Consider the following 22,894-nt stretch of genomic DNA (forward strand, 5'->3'; position numbering starts at 1 on the left):
TCAATTTTCATACCCATATCACTTTCTTCTCCCCTTACTAAACAATTCATAACCATCAGTCCTCTATCAGAACCTTATTTAAAGGTATACATATATTAAGACTCACCCCAATATTCTTCGAGGTTTCTATTTTTATTCTTCCCTCTAACAACACCACACGTCCCTTCATTTGTTCCATTCCTATTCCTCTTGTTTTTCCGAACCCGTTGTCTATTTTATTGTTATCTTGAGTTTCTAATCCAATTCCATCATCTTCATAACTTACAATCAATTGATGATCCATCACATTTAAGCTAATAGTCATTGTAGATGCTTTTGAATGTTTTTTAGCATTATTAAATAGTTCCTGAATAATTCTAAATATATGCGTTTTGGTTTGCAAATCAATGGCTTCAATCATCGACTCATGTGTATAGAAAAACGAAATTTCGAACTCACAGTAATACTTCTCCTTATCCAGCATGCTTTGTATCGTATTAATAAGTCCTATATCTTTTAATAAATACGGACTCAGTTCAAAGCAATTTTGACGAAGATTAACATTAATCATTTCTATAAAATTAATAATGCTATCCAATTCTCTCTGATCCTTTGAATCCATAACATATTTTTCTGCAAATGAAACAAACCGCCTTTTTAAGAAAAACAAATCCTGCATCGTTGTATCATGAAGATCAGAAGCAATCCTAACTCTTTCTTCCTCTTGTAATTCGAACATAATTTTTCGGAACCACTGAATTTCTTTTGCTTCTTGATCAGGAAAGTTTAATGCAAATTGTTCTAATTTTTGTGTTAATTTTCGTATCAAATGAATATTTTCCAAACTTACTGCTAAATAGGTAGTGATTAATCTCAACCACTGAATTTCTTCCACACCTAACAAAGCATTGTTTTTTTTCCTTGTTAAAATTAAATAACTTGTATATTCCTCGTGATGATTAATTTCTAAACATGTGAAATCGGGATGTTCCAAAAGTGCAGACGTTTGAGCAAGTTCTTCAATTTTATCTATATCCAATTTCCCTTCAAAAACCGTTTCTATTTTTTTATCTTTATACTTGAATAGGATTGCTCCACCAAAAACCTCTAACGTTTCAATAATATCTACCAGAACCATTTCTTTTAATTCTCGATAACTTGATATTGAGGCTAGATTTTTTGATATATTTTTCAGCATGAGTTGTAAAACATACTTTTTGGGGAATATGACTTTCTCCATTTTTGTTGTATAATACTCCATCGCATATATGATCCAAGAAACTAAAATTAATGAGGATAATAAGATATATAAAATAGGTTTAGCTGCTATCTCTTCGTAAAAAAACAAAGCAAAAAGTCCAGTAAATAAAACACTTGGCACAAGACCTAATACGATAGAAAATAGGAATCGCCGCAACACAAAGCCAATATCAAATATTTGGTTTGAGGACATCAAATAGGCAAAGAAAACAGGAAATAAAAGAATGATCAAACTAGAATAAATATAATCAATAATTACATTTCCAGTTATTAATTCAGGAATGATCGATAAAAAAATGAAAGGAGAAAAAGAAACAAGTAAACATACCCAGACACTTTTCACAATGGTTGTTAAGTGAGATTTTTCTTTACGATATTTCAAATACATAGAGGTTAGGTATGCAATGTTAAATAGAAAAACAAGGGTAAAAAACAACAATGTAAAAGAACCATTTAATAGAGAAGAAATATACGATAGAGAAGGAATGAATTCAAGCAATCTGATGAAAGATACAATGATGATAAATATATACAAATAGTTGGTTATTTTTGTTGATAATGCAGCAATTCCTTTTTCTTTAAAAAAAGTGATTAAAAAATGTAAAAATGCAACCTGCAGAACCATCATGAAGGTAATGATTATATATCCTCCTACCACATCCCCCCTAATGGAAGCTCCTAGACTAAACCATATAATGCAAGCTGTAAGAAAAAAATACGCCAGTATTTTAGCTGAAGAAGATGCTTTATTTTTCATAAATAAAATCATGGCCATGAATAAACATATTATACCTGCTAAAAGTGCAATTACATCATCTATGAGAAGCGTATTCTTATTAAAGTCTATCTCGCGAACTGAGCCATCACTTAAAACAGTAATCTTATAAGCTTGCTCAATATCATTATTTCTTTTTATAGAAGGAAGATGCTCCGGAGCTTGATCATTCACTTTTAAGATTTGATCCCCAACTTCAAGGTTAAATTTAGCACTAGCACTAGTATCATAAATTGCATTTACGATCCAATGATTTTGTTCATTTAATTCTGCTTCCATACCAATATAGGGATAGCGAAATGTAATCATTAAACACCACAATAAAGCGATGATTAAAATGAATATTATACTTCCTTTCAATATACTTCTCATAATAAATATATTCCCCTTTATCAATATTCATCGTATAATACAACCCTTAATTTTCAAAAGATTGGAAACTATTACAATTGCATTTTACCAAACAAAAAAGAGATTGTATATTAGCAAAAACTAGAATAGGGGATAAATAAACTCACAAAAGTAAAGCAACGCTCTGAAGATTAATCCTATTACTTTTGCGGAGCCCTAAGCCAATATGAGGATGGAAAGTTATACTTTCCTATACTATCAAAAAATCCACTTTTAATTAAAAAAGTGGATTGCCTCATTATTAAATTCAATTTTATCTATTCTATCAAATCCAAGCCTTCAAATGAACTTGTTTCAAAAAATCATCTTGACTCAAATTATTCTCTTTTGATTCTTTTGACGTATCTATTAGATCACCATTCATCACTTTTTTGAACAGTTCTTCATTTTTAGTAGCTAATGCAAAATCGATCAAAGCTTCTCTTTCCACTTTTTCAGCTTCTCTTCTTAAGAGTATTTCTTCCGCTTCTATATCACACGCAGGAACATATATATGTTTTCCCGATTTTGGGATGCGCAAAACAAAGTCAAATGCATTGTCCGGATTTTTATCTACTGCAATGATATATCCATATGATCCAACGGGAAGGTTTTGCTCAAATTTATCTTCTACTATCACTACTTTTTGTCCTAATCGAAACATAGTCCTTCCTCCCATCTATCATTTTAATTATAAAGGTCAATAGTACATATTTATTCTATTATGTTACTAAAAATTAATAGACATGTCCAATTCGCACTATATTTGAGAAAATAAATGATATTCAGTATAATTTATGTAAGATTTTTAAAAATATATGAAATATGAGGTAGATGTATGATTTCTTTTTATAGAAAGTATTATAAAACAGCCATTGATATTGGATTAGTAGTGTTAACTGTTTTTTTAACAATGTGGGTTTTTAGTTATTTGTATAAAATTGCAGCACCCGTTTTCTTCTCCTTTTTCATCTTTTTGATCATTGAACCATTTGCAAGGTTTCTCAACCGTAGAAAGATAAAAAAATCCATTGCTACTGCTTTATCTATGCTTTTATTTGCTCTAATCATTTTAGGTGCTTTCATTGGTGGAGGAGCACTGTTCATTAGTCAAATAGATGCCTTTACAAAAAAAATCTTTGAATATCAAGGCATTATTGAAGATGAAATTATAAAACAAGTGGAGATTATCAATTCAGAATATCAAGCTCTTCCTGATAATGTGACAGATCAAATCAAAAGTTATGCTTCTACACTTACAGAAACAGGGGCGGAATTAGCCACATGGTTTTTTAGTAACCTTACATCCATATTTTCCTCATTTTCAATGTTTATCGTGACCTTTTCAACGTTTATCGTGAACTTCTTTATTGGTTTAATCCTTGCTTATTTCTTAAGTGTAGAAATTGTAAATTGGAAGTCTGTTGCTAACGAAAAAACCCCAAAAACATTCAAAACAGCCTTTTACTTCTTAAAGGATTACGTATTAAAGGGAATCTTAAGTTATATTAAAGCTCAGTTTAAATTGATCAGTTTAACCTTTGTTGTTATATTTATATCTTTGTTAATTTTTGGCGTAAATAATGCCTTTTCTGTTTCCTTGTTAGCTGCTGTGTTTGATTTACTTCCTTTGCTTGGAGTCTCCACTGTTTTCTTGCCATGGGTTGTTTATTTGTTTATTATCGGCAATACTAGCTTAGCTATTAAATTGACCGTCGTATGGGTCGTAGTCATTGGATTAAGACAAATTTTAGAACCGAAAATAGTAGGTGATTCTCTTGGCGTGTCTGCCTTTACAATGCTAACCTTTATGATCATCTCTTTATCGTTGTTTGGTATCGCTGGTTTAATCCTTGCTCCTATTCTTACGATATTAATTAAGGAATTATATGTGCAAGGTTATTTTCAAAAATGGATTCGTCTTCCTGAGGAAGAATTTGATCCAAAGGAGTACAACTAATTTTCTAATCTAATTCAGTGTTATATCTTCCAACCACATTTTTATAAAATGTGGTTTATTTTTCATTATTTATTCACTTTTCATTAAAAACAATTGGTTAACTTTACTAATAAAAATTGTAAAATATAAATATAGAAGCTTCTAAGTTAATATAGGAGTGATTCTGATGAAGAGTCTTACAGAAAAAGAAAAAACTTTATTATTATCATATAGGGATTTAACTGAGAAAACGATGATTGAAGAATCGATGTTAGCTTCACTACCTCGTCCTGTTCAATTGTGGCTTATCAATATTGGTGTTATTGGTAAAGAAGTTATTCACAATGTATATTTCAAACAATCTGGACTTATGAAACTTAAACCCACTCAAAAAAGATGGTTGCAAGCTAACGCTGAGCAATATATTACAACGAATGAACCTTCATTTTTATGGAAGGTGAGTATGAAGGTAATGCCATTTATTCATGTATATGGAAGTGATCTTTTTATAAATGCTCAAGGTTACATGACAATAAAAATAGCCTCCCTCATCCCTATTGTCCAGGTTAGCAATCTTGATAAACTGAATGAATCGGCATTGCAAAGGTTTTTACTCGAACTGCCATGGTATCCGACAGCAGCATTAAATTCATATATTAGCTGGGAGAATATAAATGAAACTTCTGCTAAAGCTACAATGACATATAACGGTGTTACAGGATCAGCATTCTTTCATTTTGATGAATATAATACTCTCGTTAAAATCAGTGCGCTAAGATATAAAGATAGTGATGAAAGTGCCGAGCGCTTGCAATGTATAGGTGAGGTTAAAGAACACAACATCGTTCATGGTATTAAAATCCCGACTAAAATGAATGTATCTTGGATGTTGGATGAAGGAATGTTTACGTGGTATAAGCTTAAGATATTTGATATCACTTATAATAAAAAAAAGTAATCATATTAGCAAGTTTTGAGGTTCTTATTTACGTCCTCATCGAATCAACTGAAGCAAAGTCAACCCAGTTTCCTCTATAACTTGTGGGTCTCCATGGATTTCAGCCAATGATAAAGCCCCTTCAATCGAGTTGATAAAAAGTTGGATGCGCCAATCCACCACATAACCTCTTAGCAAAAAAAGATCAACTGCAACAGAGACAACGTGTGATTTATTCGTCTTTTTTTCTATTTTCATAATAGAACTATAAGTACTAACCCTTTATTTGTCAACACTTCCTGCAACATATTCGAAACATAAAAATACATCAGTTACTTTTATACGTAACTATAATAAATTAATAAATCTATTAGATTATTTAATTTACAACAACCTCTTTCTTTTTAATAATGACATTGGCAACCATATTAAGAGGATCGTCAATAAAGCTGTTCTAAATATTATTTGTAAAAACACCAGCTTATCTTGAGTCATTCGTAATTTATGATCACATACTACAGTGGGGACTGAGGAATAATAGTCCCCCACCGTAGAGAATAACCTTTTATTTATTATTTTCCAATCTTTGATGTAAAACATAGGAATATATAGTTGGAATCATAACGGAGGATAAAACTATAATAACTAAAATCCACAACGCAATAAATTCTGGCAAAAAGATGCATACCAACAATAGAATTCCGGAAATCATCATAACTGGACCTGCCAATCGATGCGTCTTACGCCAAACCTCTTCATTAGATAACGTCCAAGGCAGCCTAACTCCAATAAAATAATTATGTCTAAATTGTCCCATGTAATTACCTAATATAATAAAATTTAAACCTACTAGTATATAAACAACCATAATAATGTCGATATTATAACCCAAATTATAAAGAATCATGATTCCATAAACCCCACTAAGTAAAACGGTTATCGCGATTCTTGTAATTTCAAAAGCACGTTCAAACTTAATATAATTCGCACGTTTTGGATCAATGTACTTTGATAATTTCACTAGGAAGGGAACTAAAATGACTACAATACTAAATATAATGATAAATGCGAACTTGCTTGTAAATGAGTCGGGTTCACCATAAACATTAAAATGAGTTGCTAATTGTTCAGGCAATTGATCATATACTAAAATCGCTGCGAAAATCGGTATCGCTGCAATGATAAGTAAAACCAAATCAATCCAAGACCACTTTTTATTTTTCATCTTTATCTTCCTCCTTTTTGCTATCAATCATTTCTAAAAACCAACCAAATACCTCTTGAACCACTGTAGTGTTAAGAGAATATACAATATGTTGACCTTGCCTTTCATCTAATACAAGTTTTGCATGTTTTAAAGAATTTAAATGATGCGATATGCTCGGTTTTTTCATATTAAAATGCTCTGCAATTTCTCCCGCTGTCATATTTTTATCACGCAACAAACGAATGATCTTACGTCTTGTAGGGTCTGATAATGCCTTAAATGATTCATTCATAATCGGTTACCTCTTTTTAGTATTTAGATAATTATCTAAATATAGAATAATCTAAATAGTTTCAATTGTCAACATATATTGGGAATTTCTATTAAAAAAAATAAACCTCTTCTTAACAACTAAATTTGTAAAAGAAGAGGTTTGTAGAATTATTCTTACCAGCCTAAATCAATTAATAACTGCTTAGCAGCTGCTCCTATTTTCTGATTAGAAGATTGAGAAGCCTCTTGCAAGTACGTTTTTGTTAAACTTTCTAAATGTCCCCAGCCTAATAATGCTTGAGCGGCATAATATTTTTGTTCAGGAGTTACAGCATGATTGATGATGATGTAAGGATCATTAGTTGCAACTTCCCTATACAATTGAGTAATATGCTCCTCTGATAAATACCTCTCAGCAATGTGCAAATCATAAAATGTAGAGCTAAATTCACTTAATTGGTCAGCTTGATTTAATTTAGATTGCAGCTGCTGCTGAATATTCACATCATTAAAATAATAGTTTAATTCTTCTAATGCTAGCGCATAACGAATTAGAATGGATGGATTACTTGGCTGCTCATTTATCAGTGCTGCATATTTTTCAGTTACAGATTGAAGTAAAGAATTTTTATAATCATCAAGTTCCTTTTGTTTACTAGCTAATTTCTTATCCGCTGCTACAACTTCAGCTGGAGCGGAGCCAAACACATATACATCTACCTGTTGTCCAAATATTCCTGTACCATATGTTTTATATTTAAAATAATGTGTTCCTCCAGTGTAATATCCATTTTGTATCACTGATTCATCTGGATCTAATATTTTTATATTATTTAAGTTTATCTGTGCTTCATGACTTGGACTAGCGTAATCGCTAGAGGCTGATCCCCAAATGAAAAATGGATCTCTTGTTCCTATTTCTCCTGCTATATCAAAAGCAGGATACTGATAATAAACAGCGTTCACTTCCTCTTTTACAATATCAAATTCTTTAAATATACCAGTGGATTGAACAACATCATCAACTACATTTGTGTCTAAATAAGATTCGAATTTTAATTTTGCATGAATGAGCTCTGACATATCTTGAACAGTTAACATTAAACTATTATTAATACTACTTACAGAAGAAAGTAAAACTCTTTTCTCCCCATTTATGATAATTTCGTTAGAATTGTTCTGCAGCTCAATATTTTGATTATCTATCTGTATAGTCAACTTATTTGAATTTGCATCATAATCGTAAGTACCACCGAGGTATTTAATAATAGAAGTAATACCGATCCACGAGTCGTTTTCTGATGTTCCTGAGTTAACTGGTACATTTAAATATTTTCCATTTAATTCAACGTGACTTCCCATCATTGTCAGCAAGCGATATTCCTTACCCGAACTATCTAACACGTTTAGCTGTTTTCCATCTCGATTGATATAAACAGGATTCATAACATCATCATAAGCTTGAGAAATTTGACTTGAGTTTTCCCCAAAATAAGAATATTTTGCTGAAACTATGAACTTACCTGTCTGATCAATAAAACCATATTTTCCTTTTATCTTAACTGGAGCCAATCCATTTTGAAAAGATTCTGCAGCTTGAAACTGAGCATTTATTTTAACATTACCAGTCTCATCTATATAACCGTATAAACCATTAATTTTTACAGGTGCCATACCTTCGGAAAAGTCCCCAGCATCCTCATATTTCTCTGGTATGATTGCCTTACCTGAACTGTCAATATACCCCCCACTTGACTCCATTTGATGATACTGCTGCTTTTTTCTCAGAAAAATCTCTAGCTTTCGCATAAAATGGATCTATTGCCCAGCCAATAAACATATCATCCATGTAACCATATTTGTTTGTGTTTCCATCTTTGGTTAGGATAAAACCATCTGAATAACGATTAAGTTCAGAAATATAGGCATCGTAATAAAGAATTTCCCCCGACTGTGTCACTCTTCCAACTAAATCTCCATTATATACAATGCCATATTCTTCACTAAAAGGAAAAGCAGTATCAAAGTTTTCTCGTTTATTAATGATATCACCATGATAATTGATATACGAAAATTGCATTATACCAAGTATAGGATCTATGTTACCTACAACGGCTATTCCATCGTTAAAATCTCCTGCATATTCATAGACCGGATTTATTACTATGTTTCCTTTATTATCGATGTAACCCCATTTTCCATTTATACTAACTGCTGCATACTCCTCAGAAAATAAACTGGCTCCATCATATTTGAAATCTAATGCTAATTGTCCATTTGCTCTGATGTATCCATATTTTGTTCCCCAGCGAACAGGAAAGAGATTTATTTCTACCTCAGTAGGCTTCTTTTCTATTAAATGAATCATTAGATCTTTATTATTTATCATTTCATATTCCAATTCCATAATATCTAAAATATCCATTGAAATTGCAATACCTGAACCCTCACCAAAATATTCAACCTTTTGTTTTAACTTTTCAGTCGCGATTACACCTATTTTTTTTGTGAATTTTGATATAATATCTTGTTCATATTCATAGACCGTGACTTCGTTGGAACCAATCTCCAATTCATAACCTCTTAAATTCCAATCATTATAAAAATAAAGGATCGATCCTTCTTGGGAAACATTAATATCTCTTAAGCTTCGAAATATTGCTGTTGAGAGATATAAATTTCCATTTTCCTTATAAGTATACTGATAAGTATTCTCTTCATACTCATTATCTTCTTCATCCATATATGTATAAAAAACCTTACCATGTTTCTTTAGTACAAGATCTTCTGCTATTGATAGTGTAGTCATCTGGAATACCATAGTAAAAACAAGAATAAAACAAAACAATTTTTTAACCAATCTCCAAACACCTCCTAATAGTTTACTATTTAAGTATATTCATCCTTTTCATAATATTCCAGATAAATCTTGCTTTCAGTGGGAGTTTTATTTCTCCCGTTGAAAGTTAGATTAATATTAGCTTATTAGGTGAAATTATGCTGTTCTCTCCCAATTGATGAGAAGGGGTCTTACAGATTGTATATTACGCTAAATCTATATAAAATTAGAAATCTACACAAAAAAATAAGGGAAATGCTTTCCCTTATTTCTCTGAATTTATCCATTATTACAAAAATAGACCCTTAATATACTCTACCAAGAAAAGACTGCATCCTTTTCCCCATCAAACTTAGGAACTATAATCTCTACATTACGTACCTTTAGCAAACCAGGTTGATATACTTCCCCACCTGCATTTGTAAATAATGAATATGGTACGCTGGTTTTACCTCTAGGAACGTATTCTGTTTCATATGTATACTCATCATTTATCGTAATTTTAGCATTCTCCCAAACGAAGACATCACCATTCTCAACTATAATGTGTTGATTAGTAGATTGAATAGAAGCTAATAATTTGTATTGGGTTGATGTATCCCCGCAACCTTGCAGTATTATAATACATAACACCAACATCAATGCTTTTATTTTCATATTACATATATCCTCATTCATAATTTTCTTTTTCATAACAAAAACTCCTGTCGGAGTCTCTCGGAGATGTCGTCGAATCCTTCTTTAGAGGTAATTATAATTTCAAAAAGTGTAAGTTAAACTTAAATCAAAAATGAAATTTGAAGATTTAGGATGACTTCGATGAACTTCAACAGTGATTGTGTTTTGTCCAACTTTTAATTTATCCTTATGATTTGTTATATCCTTTTCCACATATAAATAAGTTTCATTAGGCTGAGCTAATGTATTATGAGTGACCAATCCTACCTTCATTCCATCACGACTAATTTCTTCTCCATTTAAGTAGGCTACATAACCATCCTCAAACGTCATATACAAAAATAACTTACTCAGTTGTGAAGGATCATCCTGCATGTTAAATGTTTTTCTGAAATAATAGGTTACAGTATCATTTAACATAGGCAACTTTTGATTAATAGTTAATGGAATTTGCTCTTTCATGTATCCAAATGGACCTTTACCTAGCTTCCAATTGGAATCATCATATTCACGGCTGCGCCAATCATCCGCAGGGATTTGATAACGACTTGTAATCGGATTTTCTCCTGTAATATCATATCCTTCTGGTATGGTGGACTTAATTTCATCAGAACCTTGATGATAACGCCATAGAGATTGAATTGGAATCAACGCATTTGCAACAATATTTTCGTCGTATTGATAAGAAGACAGATCTTGTTTCATTTGATCAAAAGGTTCTCCTGATGAATTCAATGCCGTTACAGATAACTGTGACCCAACTGCATCAATCAATAATGCCTGTATATTAGGATTAGAATTTAAATTCCAAACGTCCCAATTCTCAGACTGTGCAGTTGCCCAATCTGCTGGCTCCTGCTCAACTATAGATTTTGGTGAATATAATTCATTTTCTGTGATCACTAAATTAATCGAGAGCTCATCCATCACATCCCAAATATTTGTGGATTGAGGCATCTCATTTATAAAAACAATATTGTACAGTTGGTCACTTGCCTCAACAATGGATCTTAACCAGTCCTCTTGGTAAATAGATTCTTCTTCATTTTTAAACAGGTCTCCACGAAGAAACAACATTTTTGCATTGCCATAATCTATAGCATATACACTTCTACCATACTTTCCCGTCATATCATAGGGTAAATACGTATATTTCTCATTAAAGGATAAAGAAGAGGAAGAATCATCATATATAGGATAAAAGTTAGATAGGTTCATTCCAGTTGAGTTTTCTGTTAATCGATCTGCTCCTGCAAAATAAGTAGTATCTTTTATATTATTATAAAAACCTTCTAAATTCGTATTTCCTTCAAACGGACGAATATATCCAAACTTAAACCCAATTGTTTCCTTCTCAGCATTTAGAAATCCTGATGTTGGAATAGAAGTAACCCAGAGAGAACTTAGCAGTACAACTAGTACAAAAGTGATTGCAAAACTCAATTTATACTTTTTTTGAACAGACATAAAAAAATACGCCTCCAGCTGAATATCATCTTATATAAGCATCACAATACATTATGGTTTTGTAGGGAGCCAACCCCAAATCGCATGATATATCGGTGGCCATATTAAAATCATTAAAGCAAACATACTAAACACAAATATACTGATCCATTTTACTAGTGAAATCTGAATATTTTTAAATATAAAATGAAAAATGATCCAACTCACAATCCACACTATGAAACCAACCATCTCTTTTCCAGCGTATGTGCCAATTCCCCACCATCCGGGCAACCAAGAACCCACCTTTAGCAGAAAATAATTCGCAGTCGTTGGATTCGTTATACTCCAAATATGGCTTGTAATTAAAGTAGACAAACCTAGAAAAATAGAAATAAACACTGCCAAGATCTCTCCAGTTTTTCTTTGTTTCATCATTGACATTCACCTATACCCCTTTTATTTTGACCATTGCAAGTCCAAAAACAAACCCAATCATTAAACAAATCCACATGAGGGTTAGTAGAATTGCAACCACTGAAGAAATGCCTGTATTAGAAGATTGTTCCATTTCTTTTCCGAAACGATGTAATATCCACAACGCCCCGATACCTAAGGGGACAGGAAATAAAGCAACAAACTCTTTATATTCCATTAAAATCAAATGAATCGATGGATGATGGTAAATAAACCACTGTCTAGCTCCATCAGGTGCTCTGTATCCAATATATAACCAGTTTGCAGTAACAATAGAAGCTAGGGTTAAAATATTTACCAGTAGCAAAATGAGCTTTAGACGCTTCACTGCCCCAACTTTTCCTCTAAGTAATGGGTATATTAAATGAAGCATGTAACAACTTAAAAGTACAGTAAGTGTTGCTCCTATACCATGAAACATAGATAACCATTTATATTGACTGTTATCTATCAAATGCAATATTGGCATAAGAATAAAAAGAAGAGCGGCTACACAAGCTTGCGTAACCGCCAAATCACGTGCAGAAAATATCGGCTTCATCTATAATTTACCAACTTTCTGTTTTCATGTTTTACCTTGTTCTGAATGATCTATATATTACATCTTAATTTCAAATCCAACCTCTAATTATCTAATAAATCCGATACTTCTGTATTTGATGTATCTGTAACATCAGAAGATCCTGTATTCGTTGCTTCTGTCACATCAGAGGATCCTGTATTTGGAGCCTCTGTAACATTGCCTGATCCTGTATTTGTTGTTTCATCTACTGGTAATTCAGCTGATCCTGAATTTGGTGTCTCTCCAACAGGTAGTTCTGCTGCTCCATTATTTTCCTGTCGCTCCACTGTAAAGGAATCTAGAATATTATTATTGATATCATAAGTCGTAAACTCAGCTACTCCATCAAGTACATCAACAACCATATAATGATAATTAGCTACTGGACCTACTTCAACACTACGAGAATCTCTATTTGTAGATGTCAAAGGGGCACCAGCTCCACCAATAGTGACTTGATAAATATTGTTCTCAAACTCATATCCATTATCATTAAATGAACTGTTTATTTCACGTCGATTATAATTATGTTCATGACCTGTCATCACTGCTGTCACATTGTATTTATCAAAAATATCCCAAAGTGCATCACGTTCTCCAGCATTTTCATCTAATGAGTTTCCATAATGTGATCCTATCGGATAAGCCGGAACATGGAATTGAACAAAGTTGTGTGTTTTTCCATTGGTATCTAATATGCTCTCTAACCAAGCTCGTTGCTCCTCGTCTATAACGTAATTCCCTTCTCGATCCTTACGATTTGAGTTCAGCGTTATGAAACGTGCATTGCCGTAGTCAAAATAATACGCTGAGCTATTATAACCTCTTAATTGATTGATTGGTAAATGATCGAATACAACACTAAATACAATTTCATCATCCTCATGATTTCCTAAAGTAGGATAATATTTATTGATAGGAAAATAGTCATCAACAATATCACTCCACTCTACCAACTCTCCTGCTACATCTGAACCTCCCTGTACCTGATCTCCTGTAAACATAATAAAATCTGGTTTAGGTTCTAGAGACTCCACCTCTGATAACAAAGAACGCAAAGTAGATTCATTAATTCCATCACTTGAACCCCTGCTGTCGCCCATAACAACAAAGCGATAGGAAATGGCGTTTGCATCTACCCCTTTGCTCCCTACATAAGACGACATTAATAAAGATACGAATAAAATAGTTGCTAGTGCGATAAATACTGTTTTTTTGCTGCGATTAATAGTCAATTTCATAGTCCTCCCAAAAATAGTATAGGAAAAACATTATACTATTTTTTAAAGAGTTTACTAGAGGCTCTCCACTACATTCACAAAATATTCTTTAATTAGATGGTTGTAACTAACTTCTTATAATATAGAAAAAAATAGGGATTTCAACTATCCTGCACCTCTTTATGCAATATTAAGAGATGCAGTACACAACTAAATGATACTATTCATAAATAACAGTAAGTTTAGGGCGTAAAGTTGGATCTTCTGCTTCACTAGAACTAATGTCAAGGCCATTTGTATTGCTTGAATTAGCTATCATCAATCCATGATTTAAGGAAGGATCATTTACCCATGATTGAACAACAGATATCCCTTCTACATTTAATTCAACTGAATATGTTCCTGTCGTATTAGCTGTAACGGTACCTAACACTACAGAGCCACGATCTGAAAAACCATCTGCTCCAAATGTTTCCCAATTTGAATGACTAGTATTTTGTTCCCATGTTACCTCTTCTTCAGACCAATCTCGTTTTAATTCATATATTTCATAAGAACTTGAACTAGCATCAGTTACATCTAAAGTAATATTCACAGAAACAACTGATTTATTTGTTGCTATATCTGAAACATCCCACTTTAAAACTGCATATTTATTATTTCCAGTTCTAGAAGGATCATCTCCATCAATAAGCAGTGTTGCTTCAGCACCATAATTAACAATAGGATCATTTTCAGAAAGAGTTGCATCAAACGTTCCTTCGTAGGCTGACACTGGGAATACACCATTTTGAAAATTCATAGTTGAAGTTGATGATGGCGGAGTAGAGTTTGTATTCCTTTCAACCGTGAAAGAATCCATCAAATTATTGTTGATATCATATAAGTTAAATTCTGCTATTTCATCTATGACGTCAACCACCATAAAGTGATAACTAGCTACTGGTCCTACCACAACATTATCTGAATTTCTTGTAGTAGTAGATAGTGGAGCACCTGCCCCTCCTATTGTCACTTGATAGATTTGATTTTCAAACCTATAACCATTGCCACTAAATGAGCTGTCTATTTCACGTCGGTTATAATTGTGTTCGTGCCCTGTCATAACAGAGGTTACATTATACTCATCTAATATATCCCAAAGTGCATCTCTTTCCTCTTCATTTGCATCAAGTGATCTTCCATAATGCGCACCAATTGGATATGCAGGAACATGGAATTGTACAAAGTTATGAGTTTTCCCGTTATTATTCAAAATACTCTCTAACCATGCACGTTGCTCTGCGTCAACAATGTAGTTCCCACTATTATCTTTACGATTAGAGTTCAAAGTTATGAATCTAGCATTTCCATAATCGAAATAATAGGCAGATCTCTGGTACCCTGCTAATTGATTAGAGGGTAAGTGTGTCAAAGAGTTACTAAAAATCGTCTCATCATCTTCGTGGTTTCCTAGAGCAGGATAATATTTATTTAATGGATAGTAGTCATCTACTAGATCATTCCAATCAGACAACTCTTGAGCTACATCCGTTCCTCCCATCACTTGATCACCTGTGAAGAATATAAACTCTGGTTGAATCGATAATCCTTGAACTTCTGCTAATAAAGATTTTAAAGTTGTTTCGTTAATTCCATCACTTGAACCCCTGCTATCCCCCATGACAACAAAACGAAAAGACGTTTCAGCCGCATCTGTTTGAGATTTTCCAGCGTATGATACTGCAACTAAAGATAATAAAACCATGATACTGATGAGTACGATCATTACAGATTTTTTGTTGCTGATATTGGTCATTTTTTCTTTTCCTCCCATAATATAGAATCCCCAAAAAATTGTACCACTTTAATTCATTGAATCATCTACTAAATTGTGACAATTTAATTACGAAAAATAAAAAAAATCACCTGAAGGTGAATATCTGTAATCTGTTTATTAAGTTCAGTGATGAATGAATAATTCAATGACTTTTTCTTCATACAAATCTTTCTCTTCAACATGAGGTAAATGTCCAGATTTTTCAAATGTGATTAACTTTTTCTTTGGTGCTGTGACACTGTTTAAGTACTTTTCTACTAAATGGAGTGGAGCTATTATATCTTTTAGTCCTGTTATAAAATATAAAGGGATTTCATAATGGCAACTTTCATCAAATAAATTCATTTTCATGATATCATTCCAAAGTGTATCAGTAGAAAAGAGCATTCCATTTTTCATATTGAATGCATCCTTGATTGAATACAAAGGAGAGAGAGCGCTAAAAATAAATAACATATTAGGATTAAATGGTCTTCGCTTAAAGGTAAAACCACCAAGTTTAGCTAGGGCGCTTCTTTGCAATTTAATATATTCAGCGTATTGCTCATCTTCAAACAAACTCAAACTTTGAGTTAACATTGTTTTCACTCTAGGTTTTCGCGTCTCCTCTACTATCTTTAAAGCTTCTTGGGTACAATACATTTCACTCTCTTTCAAATGAATTAGTTGAGAAATGCTCAAGTAAGCATAAATGAATTGTGGAATCTCTCTACATAAACGTAGCCCCAAGAGCGTTCCAAATGATTGACCAACTAGATAAACTTTCACCTGGTTATGTTTTTCTATTAAGTAAGCAATCAATTTCTTAATATCATCTACTATATAATCTATAGAAAGATCTTCTGCTGATAAACTTGTGTTATATGACTTCCCAGCCCCTCTCTGATCATATTGCACAACAGAAAAGTGTTTCGTTAATTTACTTTTTAAATCCAAAATACTTGAGATAGCTAGATTGGCACCTCCAGGTCCTCCATGTAAATAAAGCAACAATGGTTTGAATTCATCATCTGTTTGAATAGAGTAATATTGATTCAAACCATTCAATGGGATTGAAAATAACTGCGGTTTAATCTTTTTCATATTGAAACTCTCCTCTCATCTCCACCTTAATACTCAACACTTTCATGATGAAAGAGTATATGTATCATCTCTAATTAGTGTATGAATGTTAAGAAGAGTTTACAATATGAATTAGGTCATGAATTGCTCATGACAATAGTCAGTTCAGGAAGTGACACTGATAACCCCGTCTCGAGTCACCGTTAATTTTTCAAAACCATTTTCAGTGATTAGATATGTATCTTCTATTCCCACAACTCCACTCTCAGGAAAAGTAAATTTAGGTTCAATAGCAATAACCATGCCTGGTTCAAGAGCATATTTGAATCCTTTCGCCAGCACTGGATATTCGTCTATCTCCATACCAATCCCGTGACCTAGAAATTTAACTTGGTCTGCTCCATATCCCATAAAATGATCCTTCAATCCAGCCCCTTCCGCCAATTCAAGTGCATTGAAATATAAATCTTCACATAATGTTCCTGGCTTTAACATCGCTTCTGTTGATTTCAAAATGTGTTCAGCAGTTTGATAGGCTTTTACTAAATCCTTTGACAACTCCCCTATAACTACAGTGCGTGTTTGATCAATGACATAACCATCAATACAGCAGCCAAGATCAACCAACACGGGTTCGTTTCTGTTTATTTTATTCTTTCCTGATCCCTGTGGATTTGCTGGACTTAGTCCTTCTCCTCCAGCTGGACCATCAAAATAAGTTGGTTTTGCTGCTGCAATACCTGCTGCTACCATACCTGTTACAAGTTCCTGATTAAATCCTCTCATCCTCATGAGTCCAAAATGTCCTTGTAAACGAAGATAATACTCTATTTCGCTCATCCACTCCACTTCAGTCATACCCGCTTTTAATTTCCCTAAAGCTTGTTGCAAAGCTTGATCAACTGCCCTAGCTGCTGTTTTAATCATTGAGATTTCATCCGAGGATTTAATCATTCTTATCTCTCGAATGAGTACTGACCCATCCTTCCATTTCACATTTGGCACAATAGATTGAAGTCTGTTGAATATTTGAATCGGCAGCACATCAAATTCAGTTGCCAGTATAGATTCATTATTGGAATTAAAAATCTGTGGAAAATCTGTTTTTAAGATTTCTCCGAAATTTCGAAAAGAACCTAAAGCTTTTACAGTACACGAACTTTCCTCTTGCGCACGTTGGACACTGCGACGTACATAAAAAACAGGTTCTCCCTCAACAGGGATAAATAAATATCCCGTTTGCATTGAACCCGTAAGATAAAATATGTCTACATTCTGAGAAACTAAATAACCTTGTATTCCATTTTCTTTTATTTTTTGCTGCAATTTATTTTGTCTTGTTAAGTGTTGTGACATCTTCGAATTCTCCTCTTATTTCACTTATTTTTAAAAGGGTTCTCTATCTCACTTGAGCTATAATTCCATTATGAACCTTAATAAACCCATGTCTTATTATATCAAAACCAGCTTCATATACGTATAATCCCATCTGACGAATGTCCATTAGTTCTCTATAAGTATGATTCATCACGTCAGCCATAATGTTGTAATATATTCTTGAACGTATTTGATTCCGAGGTGTAGTCATAATGATATAGCCCCCTTGTTTAACAAAACGACGATGCATATCTAGTATTTCAGCTTTATGCTCATCAGGGACATGTTCTAATAACCCCACACTAAGGACAATATCAAATTCTTTTCCATATTTCAGATTTCTAATATCTTCAACTTCGTACTCAATATTCATCTCATCTTTATACCATACCTTCGCACTGCCTGTTGATGGGTTATCTCCTAAAAATGGATAAGTAGATGGGAATTCCTTGAAACGATGAGTTTTACAATAAATATCATAATCCACAAGAACGACTTCAGCTCCAGGATACATTGCTGCCAGCTGCATCGCTTCATATCCTTCTGCAGCTCCTAAAAATAAAATACGAGGTTTTTTCACATCCAAACCTTCAAACAATGCACGTTTTCCACGTGGGTCCCAAATGCCATCTTGCACGCGATGTACATAATTCCACAAATTCAACTTTACAATATCACTTAATACTACTTTTACATCATTCATTTTAAATTTAGAAAGACTCTTTGTGAACGTTTTCTTTTTTTCAGATAATTCAATTGGAACATCTTTAACAAACCATTCATGAAAAGAACGATTAAAATAAGACCAAGAAGTTTTGACTGGCATGTCCTGTTTGTTTTCTTTCTCCCAATTCAAGCGATCTACTGCCATTTTATCCACGATATAAGGCTTGCCTATTTTATTCCAGTTTAATTCTGACCAATCACTGACTACATTCGCCTTAATAAATTTGTCCAGTTTTTCATTAGTTGGGTCTCTTAATTCAACTCTATAGCTTGGTGCTAATTCAGTTTTATTAAAATCTTGTTCGTTATACGGAAAAACTACTGTATTCTCCAACGAAATCCCCCCAATAATATTAATATTACTTCTATTATATTCATCGTTTGAGCTGGATTCCCATTTATTTCATCTCATTAGAATGTAATTTTAAAAACAAAAGCAAAAAAACACACTCTACATCCTAAGAGTGTGTTATCAACTTCATTCTTTAAATCCAAACCCTTGATCCTCTAAAAATTTTCTTAAATGCTTTCGGGAGGCCGTTTGAAATTTTTTAGACATTTGTTTTGCCCAATCTGTGTTTACCTTCCCTTTTGTTCGCTCTAAGTAATATTCATTTGTTATTTCGTTATATTTCTTTAATCCATTTGTTGTATTGTTTATGTTATAAACATCGTGATGATATACTAAATCGGTTTGTAAACGCGGTCTCTTTGAAGGGCTTTGATCAGGAAAACCTACACACATTCCAAACACAGGATATACAAGCTCTGGTAATTGCAATAAATCAGTAACTTCCTTGGATTGATTACGAATCCCTCCAATATATACAATGCCTAAACCTAACGATTCTGCCGCTATAGCAGCATTTTGAGCAGCTAATGTTACATCAGCTGTAGCTACTATAAAGTTTTCCATGGTTCCTGTTACCATTTCTGTGTTCTCCATACCACAAGCCACTTTTAAACGATATAAATCCGCACACCAAACAAAAAATAAAGGGCATTCTTCAATATACACTTGGTTTCCAGATAATATGGATAGCTCCTTTTTTTTCTTTTGATCTGTCACACCAATCACACTATAAGCTTGTACATGGCTAGAAGAGGATGCCATTTGAGCAGAAGCTAATATTTCATCTACATATTCCTGTGGTATTGGATCTGACTTGTATTTACGAATTGAACGATGGGCTTGAAGCAATTTAATTGTATCATTCATTTTCTCATAAACTCCCTTCATCATATTATCCAAACGTCATGACTCTTGAAGTTATAAAAATGGATTATGTTCTCTTTCATGACCTATTGTTGTTGATGGGCCATGACCAGGGTGAACTTTCACTTTATCTTCTAACACAAACAATTTCTCGTAAATAGATTCATACAGTTGTTCTGAATTTCCCCCAGGCAAATCCGTTCTCCCCATTGAATGCTGGAATAATACATCCCCGCTAAAAATATCATCTTCAAGTAAAAAGCTAACACTTCCTGGTGAATGACCAGGTGTATGAAAAACTTTAAACTCAGCACCTAAAAAATGTAGGGTTTGACCTTCTTCTAAAGTGAATTCTGCGGGGTCTGTATATATAGGGGCACCTAATTCAGGCCACCTTGTTGAACCATTCAATTCTGGATCTGTTAACCACTTTGACTCAAGTGAATGTAAATAAACAGGGCATTTCTTTAACTTGCGTATTTCATCTACCCCGCCTATATGATCAAGATGTGCATGTGTAAGCAAAATAGCTTCAATTTGCAAATCAGTGATCCGTTCTATAAGTGACTGTGGCTGCATACCAGGATCAATGATGATTGCTTTATTTTCAGTTGGTTCTGATATTAAATAGGCATTCGTAGCTAATGGACCTAATGTAAAGGTTTCAACTAGTAGTTTATTCAATGTGTATCCTCCTCAAAAAATAAAACTTCATAGATTCAACTTCAATTGCTGATATTATACCACGCAGTATTGCTATACCACCAATTATCATTCTTCAAACCACAAGAAATATATTAAAATAACAGCATCTTCAGCCGTCGTTACGATTTAATTTACTCAGGTTAAGTATCATGGTCCAAGATGTTCCAAAAACACTATGATATTCAAAACCTATTTTTTTATATACAGTTAAGGCGCTAATATTATTAGGATCAACACTCAATGAAACGGAAGTGAATCCATCCTCTATCGCTTGAAGCAATAATTTATCCAATAGGAGTTTACCTATGCCTTTGTTTCTTTCTTGTTCAAGCACAGCTATTCCAATCTCAGGTATATTAGGTCCCGCATATCCAAACCCTTTATCATGATCAGAAAACAAACGGTACCAAGCAGCTCCAACAGGTTGACTCGATTCATTCGAAGCTATTAGAGCTCTATCCCCTTTCCTTCCCCATTCATCACTATATTTTTTGATATCAGGTATATTCATTAGTTCCTCTTTAGGGGGTTTGTTTTCTAAAATGTATATAGCTTCATACCTCATATCCATCAAAAACTCATACTCTTTTTCCTCTAGTTTTTTTATATAAATCATGTTTTTCACCTCTTTAAAAATTAAAAGTCATTTTAATCCCTTTTCCACTTCAAAAAAAGGCTATAAATGAACAAACGTTCACCTACAGTCCCCTTGTATTTCATTGAATTTTTAACTTTTTGTTTTTAGATTCTACCATAACCAATTCATGATTTCTATATATTTTCCTATACATCAACTTACAAGATTTTTCTCAATAATACTTGAAATTTGCTGCATTTCTTCGTTTGTTACAGATTTGTTTGGTCGATAAGATTGAATGGTGTGCAATAAACGATCCACTTTTATGGTTTTAAAAGCAGGACTTTGACCAACAACCTGACTATTCGGATGTGAAAAACAGATCAGCCCACGAATATTGGCTTTCATATTGTTTTTTCGTAGTAACTCCTTAATCACATATTCATGACGATACATTTGCGCCGTTGGATCATTGCTGCTGTTTCCATTATTGCTTCTTTGAATCCCTTGATTCGTAAATCGAATCTCACCAGACCAATGTTTTGTTTCAATATGAAATACACCGTTGGGGCCGATAGCAATATGATCAAACTGTTGGACTCTTCCATTTGCCCTTAGTTTTATATCATGAAATACTTTATAGTTCCTAGGAAGATACTTTAATTGATGTTTTACTATTTTTTCTCCTTCAAGTCCGTAATTTTGAGATGCATTTCTTTTTTTAATTTTATATATCAAATACACAACAGTAAGCAATAAAGATACGATGATAAATGGAATGACAAATGGCTGCGCTTTTTCATCAATTTGCTCCCAATTCTCCCCTAAACTCATACCTAAAAATAAAAAGAAAGCAGACCAAGGAATAACAGCTAATGTTGTTAAAATCGTAAAACGTAAAAAAGACATATTTGCTAACCCTGCTGGTATAGATATTGCATGTCGCACCACAGGAATAAATCTGGCAGTAAAAATCATACCTGTACCATACTGATTAAACCACTTTTCGGATAAATCTAGATGTTTTTTATGTATCAAGATGTATTTCCCGTATTTTTCTAAAAAAGGTCTACCACCATATTTCCCTAACCAATAAAGGAAGATTTGAGCTATTGTTCCTCCAAGGGTTGCAAAAACCATCGCTTCTGTCCAAGTGATTTTATCTTCATAAATTAAGAAACCTCCGTAAGACAAAATGATTTCACTTGGTATAACTTCAATCATTAACCCAATCATAATTCCCCAATAACCTAAATCTGTTAACCAGACAAATATTTTCTGAATGATTTCAGTGATTATCTCCATGTAATACTCCCTGCCTTTAAATTGTCTTTACCACATTTTATTCTAACACATAGCTTGTCATGCCTATATCCTTCAGGAATGGAGGAGCATTGAGTTCAAATTTCTTCGTGTAACTAGCCTAGTAG

At 33.2% G+C, this 22,894-nt stretch carries 22 protein-coding genes; 2 read left to right on the forward strand and 20 right to left on the reverse strand.

The features are described 5' to 3' along the window. Positions 1-55 precede the first annotated feature (55 nt). Complete coding sequence (locus Q5Y73_RS23140; RefSeq protein WP_305994299.1) at positions 56-2,386, reverse strand: ATP-binding protein; 2,331 nt, start codon at positions 2,384-2,386, stop codon at positions 56-58. Between the two features lie 304 nt (positions 2,387-2,690). Next, positions 2,691-3,068: an ATPase gene (locus Q5Y73_RS23145; RefSeq protein WP_305994300.1), complete on the reverse strand. Its 378-nt coding sequence runs from the start codon at positions 3,066-3,068 to the stop codon at positions 2,691-2,693. 174 nt (positions 3,069-3,242) lie between these two features. Between Q5Y73_RS23145 and Q5Y73_RS23150 the strand changes: the two genes are divergently transcribed. Next, a complete protein-coding gene (locus Q5Y73_RS23150; protein ID WP_305994301.1) occupies positions 3,243-4,364 on the forward strand; it encodes an AI-2E family transporter in 1,122 nt (373 codons plus the stop codon). Between the two features lie 166 nt (positions 4,365-4,530). Then, positions 4,531-5,301, forward strand: a complete 771-nt coding sequence (locus Q5Y73_RS23155; protein WP_305994302.1) for a DUF6920 family protein — start codon at positions 4,531-4,533, stop codon at positions 5,299-5,301. A 36-nt stretch (positions 5,302-5,337) separates the two neighbouring features. Here Q5Y73_RS23155 and Q5Y73_RS23160 read toward each other — a convergent pair whose 3' ends face one another. The 18 genes from Q5Y73_RS23160 to uptA all read right to left on the reverse strand — a co-directional run bounded on the left by Q5Y73_RS23160 (position 5,338) and on the right by uptA (position 22,769). Continuing rightward, on the reverse strand, positions 5,338-5,460 hold the full coding sequence (locus Q5Y73_RS23160) for a hypothetical protein (RefSeq protein WP_305994303.1): 123 nt from the start codon (positions 5,458-5,460) through the stop codon (positions 5,338-5,340). A 385-nt stretch (positions 5,461-5,845) separates the two neighbouring features. Further along, positions 5,846-6,505, reverse strand: coding sequence for an SdpI family protein (locus Q5Y73_RS23165; RefSeq protein WP_305994304.1), 660 nt, complete (start codon positions 6,503-6,505; stop codon positions 5,846-5,848). Further along, positions 6,495-6,779, reverse strand: coding sequence for an autorepressor SdpR family transcription factor (locus Q5Y73_RS23170; protein ID WP_305994305.1), 285 nt, complete (start codon positions 6,777-6,779; stop codon positions 6,495-6,497). Before Q5Y73_RS23170 ends, Q5Y73_RS23165 begins: the two co-directional genes overlap by 11 nt. 155 nt (positions 6,780-6,934) lie before the next feature. Next, the gene (locus Q5Y73_RS23175; RefSeq protein WP_305994306.1) at positions 6,935-8,521 is read right to left on the reverse strand and encodes a WG repeat-containing protein; all 1,587 of its coding nucleotides are present in this window, start codon (positions 8,519-8,521) and stop codon (positions 6,935-6,937) included. After that, on the reverse strand, positions 8,496-9,620 hold the full coding sequence (locus Q5Y73_RS23180) for a WG repeat-containing protein (protein WP_305994307.1): 1,125 nt from the start codon (positions 9,618-9,620) through the stop codon (positions 8,496-8,498). The genes Q5Y73_RS23175 and Q5Y73_RS23180 overlap by 26 nt, the downstream gene beginning before the upstream one ends. A 294-nt stretch (positions 9,621-9,914) precedes the next feature. Beyond that, on the reverse strand, positions 9,915-10,292 hold the full coding sequence (locus Q5Y73_RS23185) for a hypothetical protein (protein ID WP_305994308.1): 378 nt from the start codon (positions 10,290-10,292) through the stop codon (positions 9,915-9,917). A 66-nt stretch (positions 10,293-10,358) separates the two neighbouring features. Beyond that, complete coding sequence (locus Q5Y73_RS23190; protein WP_305994309.1) at positions 10,359-11,744, reverse strand: hypothetical protein; 1,386 nt, start codon at positions 11,742-11,744, stop codon at positions 10,359-10,361. A gap of 51 nt (positions 11,745-11,795) precedes the next feature. Beyond that, positions 11,796-12,158 carry a hypothetical protein gene (locus Q5Y73_RS23195; protein ID WP_305994310.1) on the reverse strand — a complete coding sequence of 121 codons (363 nt, stop codon included), beginning with the start codon at positions 12,156-12,158 and terminating at the stop codon, positions 11,796-11,798. Positions 12,159-12,171: 13 nt separating this feature from the next. Further along, complete coding sequence (locus tag Q5Y73_RS23200) at positions 12,172-12,741, reverse strand: hypothetical protein (RefSeq protein ID WP_305994311.1); 570 nt, start codon at positions 12,739-12,741, stop codon at positions 12,172-12,174. Between the two features lie 83 nt (positions 12,742-12,824). Beyond that, on the reverse strand, positions 12,825-13,997 hold the full coding sequence (locus Q5Y73_RS23205; protein WP_305994312.1) for a metallophosphoesterase family protein: 1,173 nt from the start codon (positions 13,995-13,997) through the stop codon (positions 12,825-12,827). A gap of 205 nt (positions 13,998-14,202) precedes the next feature. Beyond that, on the reverse strand, positions 14,203-15,780 hold the full coding sequence (locus tag Q5Y73_RS23210; RefSeq protein WP_305994313.1) for a DNRLRE domain-containing protein: 1,578 nt from the start codon (positions 15,778-15,780) through the stop codon (positions 14,203-14,205). Between the two features lie 144 nt (positions 15,781-15,924). After that, positions 15,925-16,884 (reverse strand): alpha/beta fold hydrolase, encoded by a 960-nt coding sequence (locus Q5Y73_RS23215; protein ID WP_305994314.1) that lies wholly within the window; start codon positions 16,882-16,884, stop codon positions 15,925-15,927. A 144-nt stretch (positions 16,885-17,028) separates the two neighbouring features. Beyond that, entirely contained in the window at positions 17,029-18,219 is a 1,191-nt protein-coding gene (locus Q5Y73_RS23220) for a M24 family metallopeptidase (RefSeq protein ID WP_305994315.1), read from the reverse strand. A gap of 43 nt (positions 18,220-18,262) precedes the next feature. Next, positions 18,263-19,300, reverse strand: a complete 1,038-nt coding sequence (locus Q5Y73_RS23225; RefSeq protein ID WP_305994316.1) for a class I SAM-dependent methyltransferase — start codon at positions 19,298-19,300, stop codon at positions 18,263-18,265. A gap of 144 nt (positions 19,301-19,444) precedes the next feature. Next, entirely contained in the window at positions 19,445-20,185 is a 741-nt protein-coding gene (gene nfsA, locus Q5Y73_RS23230) for an oxygen-insensitive NADPH nitroreductase (protein ID WP_305994317.1), read from the reverse strand. Positions 20,186-20,236: 51 nt separating this feature from the next. Beyond that, positions 20,237-20,866 (reverse strand): MBL fold metallo-hydrolase, encoded by a 630-nt coding sequence (locus Q5Y73_RS23235; protein ID WP_305994318.1) that lies wholly within the window; start codon positions 20,864-20,866, stop codon positions 20,237-20,239. Positions 20,867-20,996: 130 nt separating this feature from the next. Continuing rightward, the gene (locus Q5Y73_RS23240) at positions 20,997-21,503 is read right to left on the reverse strand and encodes a GNAT family N-acetyltransferase (RefSeq protein ID WP_305994319.1); all 507 of its coding nucleotides are present in this window, start codon (positions 21,501-21,503) and stop codon (positions 20,997-20,999) included. Between the two features lie 174 nt (positions 21,504-21,677). Further along, a complete protein-coding gene (gene uptA, locus Q5Y73_RS24955; protein WP_371320267.1) occupies positions 21,678-22,769 on the reverse strand; it encodes an undecaprenyl phosphate transporter UptA in 1,092 nt (363 codons plus the stop codon). Positions 22,770-22,894 lie beyond the last annotated feature (125 nt).

It is taken from the genome of Chengkuizengella axinellae (assembly GCF_030730905.1).
Taxonomy (GTDB): Bacteria; Bacillota; Bacilli; order Paenibacillales; family KCTC-33759; genus Chengkuizengella; species Chengkuizengella axinellae.

Coding starts and splice junctions, on each gene's coding strand:
- Q5Y73_RS23140 (WP_305994299.1), bottom strand. CDS start 2,386: ATGAGAAGTATATTGAAAGGAAGTATAATATTCATTTTAATCATCGCT.
- Q5Y73_RS23165 (WP_305994304.1), bottom strand. CDS start 6,505: ATGAAAAATAAAAAGTGGTCTTGGATTGATTTGGTTTTACTTATCATT.
- Q5Y73_RS23195 (WP_305994310.1), bottom strand. CDS start 12,158: ATGAAACAAAGAAAAACTGGAGAGATCTTGGCAGTGTTTATTTCTATT.
- Q5Y73_RS23145 (WP_305994300.1), bottom strand. CDS start 3,068: ATGTTTCGATTAGGACAAAAAGTAGTGATAGTAGAAGATAAATTTGAG.
- Q5Y73_RS23210 (WP_305994313.1), bottom strand. CDS start 15,780: ATGACCAATATCAGCAACAAAAAATCTGTAATGATCGTACTCATCAGT.
- Q5Y73_RS23170 (WP_305994305.1), bottom strand. CDS start 6,779: ATGAATGAATCATTTAAGGCATTATCAGACCCTACAAGACGTAAGATC.
- Q5Y73_RS23150 (WP_305994301.1), top strand. CDS start 3,243: ATGATTTCTTTTTATAGAAAGTATTATAAAACAGCCATTGATATTGGA.
- Q5Y73_RS23240 (WP_305994319.1), bottom strand. CDS start 21,503: ATGATTTATATAAAAAAACTAGAGGAAAAAGAGTATGAGTTTTTGATG.
- Q5Y73_RS23220 (WP_305994315.1), bottom strand. CDS start 18,219: ATGTCACAACACTTAACAAGACAAAATAAATTGCAGCAAAAAATAAAA.
- Q5Y73_RS23200 (WP_305994311.1), bottom strand. CDS start 12,741: ATGAAGCCGATATTTTCTGCACGTGATTTGGCGGTTACGCAAGCTTGT.
- Q5Y73_RS23155 (WP_305994302.1), top strand. CDS start 4,531: ATGAAGAGTCTTACAGAAAAAGAAAAAACTTTATTATTATCATATAGG.
- Q5Y73_RS23175 (WP_305994306.1), bottom strand. CDS start 8,521: ATGGAGTCAAGTGGGGGGTATATTGACAGTTCAGGTAAGGCAATCATA.
- Q5Y73_RS23185 (WP_305994308.1), bottom strand. CDS start 10,292: ATGAAAAAGAAAATTATGAATGAGGATATATGTAATATGAAAATAAAA.
- Q5Y73_RS23215 (WP_305994314.1), bottom strand. CDS start 16,884: ATGAAAAAGATTAAACCGCAGTTATTTTCAATCCCATTGAATGGTTTG.
- Q5Y73_RS23190 (WP_305994309.1), bottom strand. CDS start 11,744: ATGTCTGTTCAAAAAAAGTATAAATTGAGTTTTGCAATCACTTTTGTA.
- nfsA (WP_305994317.1), bottom strand. CDS start 20,185: ATGAATGATACAATTAAATTGCTTCAAGCCCATCGTTCAATTCGTAAA.
- uptA (WP_371320267.1), bottom strand. CDS start 22,769: ATGGAGATAATCACTGAAATCATTCAGAAAATATTTGTCTGGTTAACA.